This window comes from Magnetospirillum gryphiswaldense MSR-1 v2 (assembly GCF_000513295.1).
In the GTDB taxonomy this organism is placed as follows: Bacteria; Pseudomonadota; Alphaproteobacteria; order Rhodospirillales; family Magnetospirillaceae; genus Magnetospirillum; species Magnetospirillum gryphiswaldense.
Map to the genome: position 1 here is coordinate 995,741 of NC_023065.1, position 12,535 is coordinate 1,008,275.

Sequence of the window (12,535 nt, forward strand, 5' to 3'; positions counted from 1 at the left end):
CAACGGGATCACGCTATGTCCGGGCGCACCGCCCATGTCATCGTCGTCGGCAACGAAAAGGGCGGCTGCGGCAAGACCACCGTATCCATGCATCTGGCGGTGGGGTTGCTGCGGATGGGGTTCAAGGTCGGCTGTATCGATCTGGACCATCGCCAGCAATCGCTGGGGCGCTATTTCGCCAACCGCCGCGCCTGGATGGAGCGCAGCAAGATCGACCTGCCCACTCCGGTGATGGTGGTGATGCAGCCGTCTTCAGCGGAACTGAAGGCGCAGGCGGTGGCCCAGGAAAAGGCGGGGTTGACCGCGCTTTTGGACCATCTGTCGGGGCAATGCGATTTCGTCGTCATCGACTGCCCGGGCTCGGACGTCGCCCTGGCCCGCCATGCCCATGTGCATGCCGACACCCTGATCACCCCCATCAATGACAGTCTGTTGGATCTGGATCTGCTGGGCCGGCTCGACCCGGTCAGCTGGGAACTGAACGCGGCGGGCGTTTACGCCAATCTGGTGTGGGAGTTGCGGCGCGAGCGGCGCCAAGCCCACCGCTCGGGTATCGATTGGCTGGTGACGCGGTCGCGGCTATCGGCGCTGACCGACCGTAACAAACAGAAAATGGCGGAAATCCTGCCGCGCATGAGCAAGGTGCTGGGCTTTCGCCTGTCCGACGGTTTCGGCGAGCGAGTGATTTACCGCTATCTGTTCCTGTGGGGGCTGACGGTGCTGGACATGGAGCAGGCCGGCATCTCCATGGGCACCAGCAAATCCAATCAATCCGCGCGCGAGGAAGTGATCGCCCTGTTGCACGCGCTTTGGTTGCCACGAGTGAATGAACGGTTGGACCGGCTTTAGGCGCGACCGTCTTCCAAGGCGGCGAAAGCCGCCGGTGCTCCTTGCAGGAAGGTGGTGATCAGGCTGGTGATGACCTTGCTGACCTCGTCGGGGACGGGGGCGTCATAAATCCAGCGCCGCATGCCCACATAGCCGATGGCGCCATGCAGACCGGCGACGCATTCGATCTCGAATTCGGAAACCGGACGATCCAGGTTCAGGCCGGCTTCACGGCGGATTTCGCGGACCAACGGCACGAACAGGGCGTCGCGGATGAAGCCCAGATAACGATTGGCGATATCCCGGTCCTTCAGACTGGCGAACATGAACAGGCGGACCCGCTCGTAGCTGAAATTCGCCTGGGTATAGCTGACGTAAAGACTGATCAGCCGGTCCTTCAGCGGGCGCGATTGGTCCATCAGCAGGGCGGTCCAGCCATTTTCCCAGCCGCCGACGAAGACCTCGGTGTAGACCCGGTCGATCAGCGATTCCTTGTCGGGGAAATAGCGGTACAGCAGCGGCTGGGTTACTCCCAGGCGGCTGGCCAGGGCGCGGGTCTGGCCCTCGAAACCCACTTCGGCGAAAAAGCGGATGGCTTCCTCGACGATCAGTTTCTCACGTTCGTTACGGGGCAGACGGCGGCGGGTGGGGTTATGACATTCGTTCACGAGCGAGTTCCGGGCACTTCGTTTATCTGAATTAGGATATACCTCTTCGGTTATAGGTAGCACGGTTGTGACAAATTGTGCCAGCCCTGATGGCTACAATTAGCATGAATTTTTCAGATAATTATACGCATCCATTCAGATGGGCCAAGGTATTGGCTTTCCAGCGAAAAATGCGCACAAGTTGGCGATGCAATCGCGACTCATCCGTATCCTGGTTTGCTCGGTCGAGGTGCCGATATGGGGCAGCAAATAAGCGTTGGGTAAGTCCAGGTAACGACGGTCGAAGGCGGGTTCGTTGTTGAACACGTCCAAGCCGGCGGCGGCCAGTTTGCCCGATCGCAAAGCGGCGATCAGGGCGTCGTCGTCCACTTGGTCGCCACGGGCGGTGTTGAGGAAAATGGCGCCGTCCTTCAGCCAGGACAGGGCCTGGGCATTGATGAACCCCTTGGTTTCCGGCGTCGTCGGCGTGTGCAGGGAAACGAAGCGGCTGATTGCGAACAGGGAGTCCAGGCTGGAATGATAGGTGGCACCGTCTTCCAGGCTGGATTCCAGGCGATTGCGCTGGAAATAGTGTATGTCCATGCCGAAGGCCCGGGCTCGGCGGGCGACGGCGCGACCGATGCGGCCCATGCCCACCAGCCCCAGAATCTGGCCGCCGGGATCCCAGCCCAGGTTTTCCCAGGCATTCCAAGCCCCCCAACGGCCCTGGCGCAATTGCGCCTGGAATTCGTGGGCGCGGCGGCAGGCGGCCAGCAACAACAGCATGGCGGTGTCGGCGGTGGCTTCGGTCACCGCTTGCGGCGCGTAGGCCAGGGCGATGCCGCGCCGGCGGGCGGCCTGCAGGTCGAGATGATTGGTGCCGACCGAATAGGTGCAGATGATCCGAACCGAAGCGGGCAGGGCGTCGATGGTCGTCGCCTCCAGGCGCTCGGTCAGGGTGACCAGCAGGGCCTCGGCCTGATGCGCGTGCGCGCGGGCGACGATTTCGCTTGCCTCCAGCACCCGATCTTCCGGGTTGCCCAAGAGATCGAAATGAACCGCCAATTCCGCTTCCGCCTGTTGCGGCAGGCGGCGGGTCAGGACCAGGCGGGGCTTGTTCATGGTGGATTCCTTATTTGACATCGTCATGGTTACATATTGACCTGCTTGAGCAGCATGATCATAATGTTTCCTGAAGGGCGGTGCTTATTGCAAGGCTGCCTTGATGTGATGGCCCGACCGTTTGCTGGTGGGCCGGACGTGTTGCTCTGAAGGGAGGACCGCCATGCGTGCCACTGTGCCCGCCATTTCCGCTGACGATAGCGGCTTGTCCAAGTATCTGCGCGAAATTCGCGACTTTCCGGTGTTGGAGCCGGAACAGGAATACATGCTGGCCAAGCGCTGGGTCGATTATGAAGACACCGCCGCCGCCCACCAGTTGGTGACCAGCCATCTGCGTCTGGTGGCCAAGATCGCCATGGGATACCGCCATTACGGCCTGCCCATGGCCGATCTGATTTCCGAGGGTAATCTGGGCCTGATGCGGGCGGTAAAGAAGTTCGAGCCGGAACGCGGGTTCCGCCTGTCCACCTATGCCATGTGGTGGATCAAGGCGTCGTTGAATGAATTCGTGCTCAATTCCTGGTCCTTGGTCAAAATCGGCACCTTGGCGGCGCAAAAGAAGCTGTTCTTCAACCTGCGCAAGGTGAAGACCAAGCTGCGGCTGCTGGACGCCACCGAACTGGCCCCCGCCGATGTCCGCGCCATCGCCAAGGAATTGGGGGTGTCCGAAACCGACGTCGTCAATATGAACCGGCGCATGGGCGGACGCGATTCGTCGCTCAACACCCCGGTGGGGGAAAGCGGCACCGAGATCATCGAGTTGCTGCCCGACGAGACCGACAACCAGGAAACCGGTCTGGCCAAGCACGAGGAATTGTCCAAGGGGCGCAAGCTGATCGCCCAGGCCCTGGGCAGCCTGAACGAGCGTGAGCGTGAAATCTTCGTCGAACGCCGTTTGCGCGATGAACCCATGACCCTGGAGGAATTGGGGGCGCGTTTCGGTGTCAGCCGTGAACGCATCCGCCAGATCGAGGTCAAGGCGTTCGAGAAAGTCCGCACCCTGGTATCCGCCGGTTTCCTGCCGGCGACGGCGTAACTGACAACCTGAACACAAAAAACCCCGCCGCAGGGTGCCTGCGGCGGGGTTTTTATTCTCGACTTTTTATTGGCGGGTCAGCGTGTATTCCAGCGCCTCTTCCGCCGCGCGGACCAGGGCGCGGGCCTTGTTCATGCATTCCTCGTGTTCCTTTTCGGGAACCGAATCGGCGACGATGCCGGCGCCGGCCTGCACATACATGGTGCCGTCCTTGACCAAGGTGGTGCGCAGGGCGATGCAGGTATCCATATTGCCGTTGCCGGAAATATAGCCCATGCAGCCGGCATAGAACGACCGGCGCTCCGGTTCCAACTCGTCGATGATTTCCATGGCGCGAATCTTGGGCGCACCCGAGGTGGTGCCGGCGGGAAAGCCAGCCATCAGCGCGTCCATGGCATCGCAATCGTCGCGGATGTCGCCTTCCACGTTGGAGACGATGTGCATGACGTGGGAATAATATTCCACGAACATCTTCTTGGTCACCTTGACCGAGCCGATCTTGGCCACCCGGCCCACATCGTTGCGGCCCAGATCCAGCAGCATCAGATGTTCGGCCAGTTCCTTGGGATCGGCCAGCAGATCGGCGGCCAGGGCATCGTCCTCGGCCTGATCGACGCCACGCTTGCGGGTGCCGGCGATGGGGCGGATGGTCACCTTGCCGTCGCGCAGGCGGACCAGGATTTCCGGGCTCGATGCCACCAGCTGAAAGCCGTCCATGTTCATGTAGACCAGGAACGGGCTGGGATTGAGGCGGCGCAACGCCCGGTACAGCGAAAACGGCGGCAATTTGAACGGCACCGCCAGACGCTGGCTGAGGACCACCTGGAAGATGTCGCCGGCGGCGATGTATTCCTTGGCCTTCAGTACCTTGGCGCAATATTCCTCCGCCGTCATCGACGGCACCGGATTGGGCGCATGGCTGGCGCGGTCGCTGGCGGAAATCACGTGGGGCAGCGGGCTTTCCAGCGCCTCGACGACGAAACCCAGGCGTTCCTGCGCCAGTTCAAAGGCGGCGCGGGCGTCGACGCCGGGGCGCGGCCACACCGGCACCACGGCGGTCAAGGTGCCGTTGACGTTGTCGAACACCGCCATCACCGTCGGCCGCATATAGATGCCGTCGGGAATGCCGATGGTGTCGGGGTTGTTGTCGGGCAGCTTTTCCACCAGCCGGATGGTGTCATAGGTCATGTAGCCGACCAGACCGGCGGCCATGGGCGGCAGGTTGGCGGGAATATCGACGCGGCTTTCGGCGATCAGGGCGCGCAAGGATTCCAAGGTACCGCGCGCCTCGGCCACCGGGCAGGGCTCGAACGCATCCGCGTCGGTGCGGGCGTTGCGGTTGACCCAGGCCATGTTGCCCACGCATTTCCACAACAGATCGGGCTTCATGCCCAACACCGAATACCGACCGCGCACGGCGCCGCCTTCCACCGATTCCAGCAGGAACGAATGGGGCTGGCCGCCGGCCAGCTTCATGAAGGCGGAAACCGGCGTTTCCAGATCGGCCACCATGGTCCGCCACACCAATTGCGGTTTGCCCGCGTCATAGGTCTGGCGGAAGGCGGCGTATTCGGGATTGGCGGTCATGGTTACTCTTCGCGGGAAAGCTGGCTGCGGTCCACCTTGACGCCCATCTCGACGTTCAAGGCGGCGATGTATTGGTCGATCAGGTCAACGGAAACGGCGCTGTTGGTACGTTTGCGGATTTGTTCGGCGGCCTTGGCATCGGCCTTGGCGTCGAAGGCCATCACCTTGTCCAATTGCGCCACCATCCAACCGTCGCGGCTGGGGGCGGCCTCGACCCGACCGGGCTTGCCGTCGAACAGGGCGGTGACAATGGCCGGCGGCATCTTGCTGGCCTCGCCGCCCTCGCGGGTGAAGGGGGCGGAGGTCTCGGCCTTCAACGACAGCGACTGAGCCACCTTGGCTAAGGGTTCGCCGGCCTTGACCCGCTCGGCGATCTTGTCGGCCAAAGCCTTGGCGGCGGCTTGGCGCTGTTCCGCCTGCCAAGCGGCGACGGCCTCGGCCCGGACTTCCGACAGCACCTTGGGCTGGGGCGGGGTGATGGAATCGACGCGCAGCAGGAACAAGCCGTTACCATCCATCTCGGTCAACTGGCTTTCGGTACCCTGTTCGGTATGGAAGGCCACGTCCAGGAAGGATTCGCCGCCCGGCAAATCGGTGACCGGCTTGCCATTGGGGGCGCGGCCCTTGGCATCCATGGCGGCGATGCGCACCAGCGGCAACTGGAAGCGGGTGGCGGTTTCTTCCAAGGTGGCGCCGCCACCCAAGGAATCTTCTACCTGATTGGTCAGTTCCGTTATGCGGTCCATGGACTTTTCGCGCAGGATGTCCGCGGCCAGCATCTCCCTGACCTCGGCCAGCGACCGGGTCTTTTCGGCGGTGATGGCGGTGACCTTGGCCACATGCCAGCCCAAGGCCGACTTCACCGGCTGGGTCAGGGCGCCCTGACCCACGTCGAAGACTGGTCCGGCCAGTTCCTCGGGCAGGTCGCCCTTTTCCACCAGGCCCAGCTCGATGACGTTGACGCCGAGATCCTTGGCGATGACCTTGATGTCCTTGCCGGCCTTGACCATTTCCGCCGCCTTGTCGGCGCTGGCATCGTCGGCCAGGACGATCTGGCTGACCGTGCGCCGTTCAGGGCTGTGGAACTCGTCTTCACGCGCCTTGTAGGCTTCGGTGAGCATCTCGTCGGTGACGGTCAGACCGCGTCCGGCATCGGTGGTGCGCAGCAGCAAGGCGGTGATGGCGCGGAATTCCGGCGCCATGAAGCTGTTGGCATTGGCCTTGTAATACTGTTCCAGCGTGGCCGCATCGGGGGCGGCGGGTTGGGGCATGGACGAGGCCTTGATGGAAACGGTCTCGGCCTGGCGGGTTTCGCGCTTCCAGCGGATCAACGGTTCGGTCAGGGTCTGCGGGGCGGTGAGGCCGCCGCTCAAGGATTCGGCCAATTGGGTGCGCAGGATGTTGTCCTTTTCCTGGCGCATGAATTCCTGTTCGCTCCAGCCGGCGCGCGACAGCGCCTGACGCAGCAAGTCGCGGTCGAACTGGCCCAACTGGTTGCGGAAGCTGGGTTCCGCCGCCACCTTGGCGATGACTTCGTCGTCCGAGGTGGCCAAGCTGAGACCGCGTGCGGCTTCGTCAACCAAGGTGCGGGTGACGATGCTGTCGATGGTGCGGTCCATCAGCCCCAGCTTGCGGGCGTCGGCCATGCTCAGCTTGCCGCCGAATTGCGGTTGCAACTGGTCCATGTCGCGCTTGAATTCCACCATCACCTCGGCGGCGGCGAAATCGCGGTCGCCCACGGTGATGGCCGGGCCGCGACCGAACAGGCCGTTGCGGGCCACGTCTTCGACGCCCCAGGCAAGGAAGCTTAGGACAAGCAGGCCGAACAGGACTTTGATGACCCAGGACTTCGAGGCGTTACGGAAAGAATCGAGCATGGTTCCCGGCGAAAGCAAGAGGCAGCCGGGGCGCGGATCGGCCCCAGGCAAAGTGACCGGCATCATAAGAGGGGGGGGCGGGCCCCGCAACAGCGGAATCCGCTTGTGTTGCCGACAGGCCGTTGCCTTTGTTTGGACGAAGGCGCCGGTTGGTGCTATACGCGCCTTAATCGCCCAAAAATCCTTGTGGGAGTTAATGATAATGAGCAGACGTCCGCTGATCGCCGGCAACTGGAAGATGAATGGCCTGCTGGCCGATGCCATCGCCCTGGCCGAAGGTGTCGCCGCCAAGCGTAAGTCCCAGCCAGATCTGGCCTGCGACATGCTGGTGTGCCCGCCGTTTCCGCTGTTGGGCGCGGTCGCCGCCGCCCTGGCCGGTTCCGGCGTCGCCCTGGGGGCGCAGGATTGTCATGCCAAGGTTTCGGGCGCCCATACCGGCGACACCTCGCCGGCGCTGTTGAAGGACGTGGGCTGTTCCGCCGTCATCCTCGGCCATTCCGAGCGCCGCACCGACCACGCCGAGACCGATGCCCAAGTCAAGGCCAAGGCCGCTGCCGCCCATGCCGCCGGGTTGCTGGCCATCGTCTGCATTGGCGAGACCCTGGCCCAGCGCGATGCCGGCCAGACCATCGACATCAACAAGAGCCAGTTGAAGGGTTCGCTGCCCGAGGGCGCCAACGCGGATAACACCGTGATCGCCTACGAGCCGGTGTGGGCCATCGGCACCGGTCGTGTCGCCACCCCGGAACAGGCCCAGGAAGTGCACGCCGCCATCCGCGCCGAGTTGGTCAAGCTGATCGGTGAAAGCGAAGCGGGCAAGATGCGTATTCTTTATGGCGGCTCGATGAAGCCGGAAAATGCCGCCCAACTGATCGCGCTTCCCGACGTGGATGGCGGTCTGATCGGCGGCGCGGCGCTGAAGGTCGAGGATTTCTGGGCCATCGCCCGCAACTGCGCCTGACCATGTCACTTTTGCACTAGCCTTCCGCGACGCGGAGGGCTAAAAACGCCGTCGAACATTCCGGCGCCCGGTGCCACTGCCTGAACCCAGGTGGCGGCTCCGGGCGGACCGTTTTGGTGGTTTGGCCTTTTTGGTGTGCTCATGGACGTCTTTCCGATCATCCTCGTCATTCATCTCCTGCTGGCCGTGGGTCTGGTGGGCATCATCCTGCTGCAACGCTCCGAGGGCGGGGCGCTGGGGATCGGTGGCGGCGGCGGCGGTGGCCTGATGAGCGGTCGGGCGGCAGGCAATCTGCTGACCAAGACCACCGGCATCCTTGCCGCTGCCTTCTTCGTCACCAGTCTGGCCCTGGCCATCATCGCCAACAACCGTACCGGCGGCGGTTCGCCGTTCGACAAGGTCAAGGCGGTCGCCCCGGTGACCGCTCCGGCGGCTCCGGCCGAGCCCGCCGCCCCGCTGGCGCGCTGATCAAAGCGCGAATGCAGGGTTATGTTTGGGGATTTCGCCGGCCCTTTCCGGGCCGGTGGTCTTCGCGTGTGACAGCCGTAAGCTTGAAAGCAAGGGGCCAATGACGCGTTTCATCTTTATCACTGGCGGCGTCGTGTCGTCCTTGGGCAAGGGCTTGGCTTCGGCTGCCCTGGGTGCCTGTTTGCAGGCTCGTGGGTTCAAGGTGCGCCTGCGCAAGCTTGATCCCTATCTCAACGTCGATCCCGGCACCATGAGCCCCTATCAGCACGGCGAGGTCTACGTCACCGACGACGGGGCCGAGACCGATCTTGATCTGGGCCATTACGAGCGTTTCACCGGGGTGGCGTCGCGCAAGAGCGACAACATCACCACCGGTCGCATCTATTCCGACGTCATCGCCCGCGAACGTCGTGGCGATTATCTGGGTGCCACCGTCCAGGTCATTCCGCACGTTACCAACGCCATCAAGGAATTCGTCAAGTCGGACGTCACCGACGAGGATTTCATCCTGTGTGAAATCGGCGGCACGGTGGGCGACATCGAATCGCTGCCCTTCCTGGAGGCCATCCGTCAGTTGGCCAATGAACTGGGGCGCGAAGCCACCATGTTCATCCACTTGACGCTGCTGCCTTATATTCCGTCGGCGGGCGAGTTGAAGACCAAGCCGACCCAGCATTCGGTCAAGGAATTGCTGAGCGTCGGCATCCAGCCCGATCTGTTGATGTGCCGGTCCGACCGCGACATCCCCGAAGGTGAGCGCCGGAAGATCGCCCTGTTTTGCAATGTCCGCGGCGAAGCCGTCATCCCGGCCCTTGACGTCGACACCATCTATCAGGTGCCGATCAGCTACCACGAGCAGGGCCTGGACGAGCAGGTGTGCCGCCATTTCGGCATCGAGTCGAAGGAACCCAACCTGGATCGTTGGGTCAACATCGTCGAGCGCGTGCGCCAGCCGGAAGGTGAGGTGACCATCGCCGTCGTCGGCAAGTACACCAGCCTGCTCGACAGCTACAAGTCGCTGGCCGAGGCGCTGACCCATGGCGGCATCGCCAACAATGTGCGCGTGCGCCTGAACTGGATCGACAGCCAGATTTTCGAACGCGAAGACGCGGTGCAGCATCTGGAACCCTGCCACGGCATCCTGGTCCCCGGCGGTTTCGGCGAGCGCGGCGCGCTCGGCAAGGTCGAGGCGGTGAAATTCGCCCGCGAACGTCGGGTGCCGTATTTCGGCATCTGCTTCGGCATGCAGATGGCGGTGATCGAAACCGCCCGCAATCTGGCCGGCTTGGCCAAGGCCAGTTCGACCGAGTTCGGCCCTTGCGAGGAACCGGTGGTCGGTCTGATGACCGAATGGCTGAAGGGCAACGCCCTGGAAAAGCGCAATGCATCCGGCGATCTGGGCGGCACGCTGCGCCTGGGCGCCTATGATTGCGACCTCAAGGCCGGTTCACGCGTGCGTGAGATTTATGGGTCCGACCGTATTTCCGAGCGCCATCGCCATCGCTATGAAGTCAACATGGATTACCGCGAGAAGCTGGAAGCCGCCGGCCTGACCTTCTCGGGCCTGTCGCCCGACGGTGTGCTGCCGGAAATCGTCGAATACAGCGACCATCCGTGGTTCATCGGTGTACAATTCCACCCCGAGCTGAAGTCCAAGCCCTTCGATCCCCATCCGCTGTTCACCAGCTTCATCGAAGCGGCGGTGCGGCAATCGCGATTGGTGTAAGCAGCATGACCCATCATCACGTCGCCGTCGGTCGCACTCTGGTTCTGGGCAATGACCTGCCTTTGGTTCTGATCGCCGGCCCGTGCCAGATGGAAAGCCGTGAACACGCGCTGGAATGCGCCGGCGCGCTCAAGGACATGTGCGAAAAGGCCGGTATCGGCCTGATCTACAAATCTTCCTTCGACAAGGCCAACCGCACCTCGCTGTCGGGCCGGCGTGGCCTGGGGCTGGAGGCGGCGCTTCCGGTCTTCGCCGAGATCCGCGAAAGCCTGGGGTTGCCGGTGCTGACCGACATCCATAACGAAGAGCAATGCATTCCCGTCGCCAAGGCGGTGGACGTGTTGCAAATCCCGGCCTTTTTGTGCCGCCAAACCGACCTGCTGGTGGCCGCCGGGCGCACCGGTGCGGTCATCAACGTGAAAAAGGGCCAGTTCCTGGCACCGTCGCAGATGGCCAACGTCGCCGCCAAGGTGGAAAGCACCGGCAATTCCCGCATCCTGCTGACCGAGCGCGGCGCCTGCTTCGGCTATGGCGATCTGGTCGCCGACATGCGGGCCATTCCGATCATGGCTAGCACCGGTTTTCCGGTGATCATGGACGCCACCCACGCGGTGCAAAGCCCGGGCGGGCAGGGGGCTTCCTCCGGCGGTGATCGTCGCTTCGCCCCCATCCTGGCGCGGGCCGCCGTATCCTTGGGGCTGGCCGGCGTCTTCATTGAAACCCATCCCGATCCCGACCATGCGCCGTCCGACGGACCCAACATGATCCGTCTGGCCGACATGCCGGCGCTGATTTCTTCCCTGATGGCCTTTGACCGTTTGGCCAAGGCCGATCCCCTTAGCATCGCCTGACAATCCAACCGTCCGAAGTCTGGAGATTTCCGATGACTGCCATTATCGATATCCACGCCCGCGAAATCCTTGATTCGCGCGGCAATCCCACCGTCGAAGTCGACGTGGTGCTGGAAAGCGGTGTCATGGGCCGCGCCGCCGTTCCGTCGGGCGCCTCGACCGGCGCCCACGAAGCCGCCGAACTGCGCGACGGCGACAAGAAGCGCTATGGCGGCAAGGGCGTGCTGAAGGCGGTGGAAAGCGTCAACGGCGAAATCTATGACGCCCTGTCGGGCATGGATGCCGAGGAACAGGTGGTCATCGACAAGACCATGATCGACCTGGACGGCACCCCCAACAAGTCGCGCCTGGGCGCCAATGCCATTCTGGGCGTGTCGCTGGCCTGCGCCCGCGCCGCCGCCGAGGAAGCCGGCCTGCCGCTGTACCGCTATGTGGGCGGCGCCTTCGCCAGCTTGCTGCCGGTGCCGATGATGAACATCATCAATGGCGGTGCCCATGCCGACAACCCCATCGACATCCAGGAATTCATGATCATGCCGGTGGGCGCGCCCACCTGCTCGGACGCCATCCGCATGGGTTCGGAAGTGTTTCAGGCGCTGAAGAAGCAGCTGAAGGACGCCGGCCACAACACCAATGTCGGTGACGAAGGCGGCTTCGCCCCCAATCTGAAGTCGGCGGAACAAGCGCTCGACTTCATCATGCAGTCCATCGAAAAGGCCGGCTACAAGCCGGGTGAGGACATCATGCTGGCGCTCGACTGCGCCTCCACCGAGTTCTTCAAGGACGGCAAGTACGAGATGGTCGGGGCCAAGAAGACCTATGACCAGAAGGGCATCGTCAAGTTCTATGCCAAGCTGGCCAAGTCCTACCCGATCATCTCCATCGAGGACGGTTGCTCGGAAGACGATCTGGATGGCTGGGAAATGCTGACCGAGGAACTGGGCGGCAAGGTGCAATTGGTCGGCGACGATCTGTTCGTCACCAACCCGGCCCGCCTGTCCATGGGCATCGACAAGGGCTTGGCCAATTCCATCCTGGTCAAGGTCAACCAGATCGGTACCCTGAGCGAGACCCTGGAAGCCGTGGACATGGCCCATAAGGCCGGTTACACCGCCGTCATGAGCCATCGTTCGGGCGAGACCGAGGATTCGATCATCGCCGATCTGGCGGTGGCCACCAATTGCGGCCAGATCAAGACCGGCTCGCTGTCGCGCTCCGACCGTCTGGCCAAGTACAACCAGCTGATCCGCCTGGAAGAGGAGTTGGGCCCGGCAGCCCGTTACGCCGGCCTCTCCATCATGAAGCGCTGATCGCGGCTTTTTCTGTCGATCAAACGAAGCGGCTGGGGGCAACCCCAGCCGCTTTCGTTTGTGACAAGTTTAATCGCAATGATTGTATTTATTGACTCAATAAACAATAATAGATAGAGATT

The 12,535-nt window shown here is 62.9% G+C and carries 11 protein-coding genes; 7 read left to right on the plus strand and 4 right to left on the minus strand.

Translation table 11 applies throughout. The annotated features are described in order from the left end of the window. Positions 1-15 precede the first annotated feature (15 nt). The gene (gene mipZ2, locus MGMSRV2_RS04695) at positions 16-849 is read left to right on the plus strand and encodes an accessory cell division ATPase MipZ2 (protein ID WP_024079200.1); all 834 of its coding nucleotides are present in this window, start codon (positions 16-18) and stop codon (positions 847-849) included. On the opposite strand, the gene MGMSRV2_RS04700 is transcribed toward mipZ2, so the two are convergent. After that, on the minus strand, positions 846-1,496 hold the full coding sequence (locus tag MGMSRV2_RS04700) for a TetR/AcrR family transcriptional regulator (RefSeq protein WP_024079201.1): 651 nt from the start codon (positions 1,494-1,496) through the stop codon (positions 846-848). The two genes, mipZ2 and MGMSRV2_RS04700, sit on opposite strands and share 4 nt — an antisense overlap. A gap of 135 nt (positions 1,497-1,631) precedes the next feature. Then, positions 1,632-2,597, minus strand: a complete 966-nt coding sequence (locus MGMSRV2_RS04705; RefSeq protein ID WP_024079202.1) for a 2-hydroxyacid dehydrogenase — start codon at positions 2,595-2,597, stop codon at positions 1,632-1,634. A gap of 163 nt (positions 2,598-2,760) precedes the next feature. Between MGMSRV2_RS04705 and rpoH the strand changes: the two genes are divergently transcribed. Further along, positions 2,761-3,633 (plus strand): RNA polymerase sigma factor RpoH, encoded by an 873-nt coding sequence (gene rpoH, locus MGMSRV2_RS04710; protein ID WP_024079203.1) that lies wholly within the window; start codon positions 2,761-2,763, stop codon positions 3,631-3,633. Positions 3,634-3,699: 66 nt separating this feature from the next. On the opposite strand, the gene trpE is transcribed toward rpoH, so the two are convergent. Both trpE and MGMSRV2_RS04720 read right to left on the minus strand, forming a co-directional pair. Beyond that, positions 3,700-5,220 (minus strand): anthranilate synthase component I, encoded by a 1,521-nt coding sequence (gene trpE / locus MGMSRV2_RS04715; RefSeq protein WP_024079204.1) that lies wholly within the window; start codon positions 5,218-5,220, stop codon positions 3,700-3,702. Positions 5,221-5,222: 2 nt separating this feature from the next. After that, a complete protein-coding gene (locus tag MGMSRV2_RS04720) occupies positions 5,223-7,097 on the minus strand; it encodes a peptidylprolyl isomerase (RefSeq protein ID WP_024079205.1) in 1,875 nt (624 codons plus the stop codon). A 199-nt stretch (positions 7,098-7,296) separates the two neighbouring features. Between MGMSRV2_RS04720 and tpiA the strand changes: the two genes are divergently transcribed. From tpiA to eno, 5 genes are all read left to right on the plus strand, one after another. Then, complete coding sequence (gene tpiA / locus MGMSRV2_RS04725; protein WP_144084370.1) at positions 7,297-8,058, plus strand: triose-phosphate isomerase; 762 nt, start codon at positions 7,297-7,299, stop codon at positions 8,056-8,058. Between the two features lie 141 nt (positions 8,059-8,199). Next, a complete protein-coding gene (gene secG / locus MGMSRV2_RS04730) occupies positions 8,200-8,526 on the plus strand; it encodes a preprotein translocase subunit SecG (protein ID WP_024079207.1) in 327 nt (108 codons plus the stop codon). Between the two features lie 100 nt (positions 8,527-8,626). Beyond that, positions 8,627-10,252, plus strand: a complete 1,626-nt coding sequence (locus MGMSRV2_RS04735) for a CTP synthase (RefSeq protein ID WP_024079208.1) — start codon at positions 8,627-8,629, stop codon at positions 10,250-10,252. A gap of 5 nt (positions 10,253-10,257) precedes the next feature. Then, positions 10,258-11,103: a 3-deoxy-8-phosphooctulonate synthase gene (gene kdsA / locus MGMSRV2_RS04740; protein ID WP_024079209.1), complete on the plus strand. Its 846-nt coding sequence runs from the start codon at positions 10,258-10,260 to the stop codon at positions 11,101-11,103. 32 nt (positions 11,104-11,135) lie between these two features. Next, positions 11,136-12,413 (plus strand): phosphopyruvate hydratase, encoded by a 1,278-nt coding sequence (gene eno, locus MGMSRV2_RS04745; RefSeq protein ID WP_024079210.1) that lies wholly within the window; start codon positions 11,136-11,138, stop codon positions 12,411-12,413. Positions 12,414-12,535: the final 122 nt, after the last annotated feature.

Bases quoted from the DNA above. Each gene is read 5' to 3' on its own strand.
- secG (WP_024079207.1), top strand. From the start codon at position 8,200: ATGGACGTCTTTCCGATCATCCTCGTCATTCATCTCCTGCTGGCCGTG.
- MGMSRV2_RS04705 (WP_024079202.1), bottom strand. From the start codon at position 2,597: ATGAACAAGCCCCGCCTGGTCCTGACCCGCCGCCTGCCGCAACAGGCG.
- trpE (WP_024079204.1), bottom strand. From the start codon at position 5,220: ATGACCGCCAATCCCGAATACGCCGCCTTCCGCCAGACCTATGACGCG.
- MGMSRV2_RS04720 (WP_024079205.1), bottom strand. From the start codon at position 7,097: ATGCTCGATTCTTTCCGTAACGCCTCGAAGTCCTGGGTCATCAAAGTC.
- rpoH (WP_024079203.1), top strand. From the start codon at position 2,761: ATGCGTGCCACTGTGCCCGCCATTTCCGCTGACGATAGCGGCTTGTCC.
- mipZ2 (WP_024079200.1), top strand. From the start codon at position 16: ATGTCCGGGCGCACCGCCCATGTCATCGTCGTCGGCAACGAAAAGGGC.
- eno (WP_024079210.1), top strand. From the start codon at position 11,136: ATGACTGCCATTATCGATATCCACGCCCGCGAAATCCTTGATTCGCGC.
- kdsA (WP_024079209.1), top strand. From the start codon at position 10,258: ATGACCCATCATCACGTCGCCGTCGGTCGCACTCTGGTTCTGGGCAAT.
- MGMSRV2_RS04735 (WP_024079208.1), top strand. From the start codon at position 8,627: ATGACGCGTTTCATCTTTATCACTGGCGGCGTCGTGTCGTCCTTGGGC.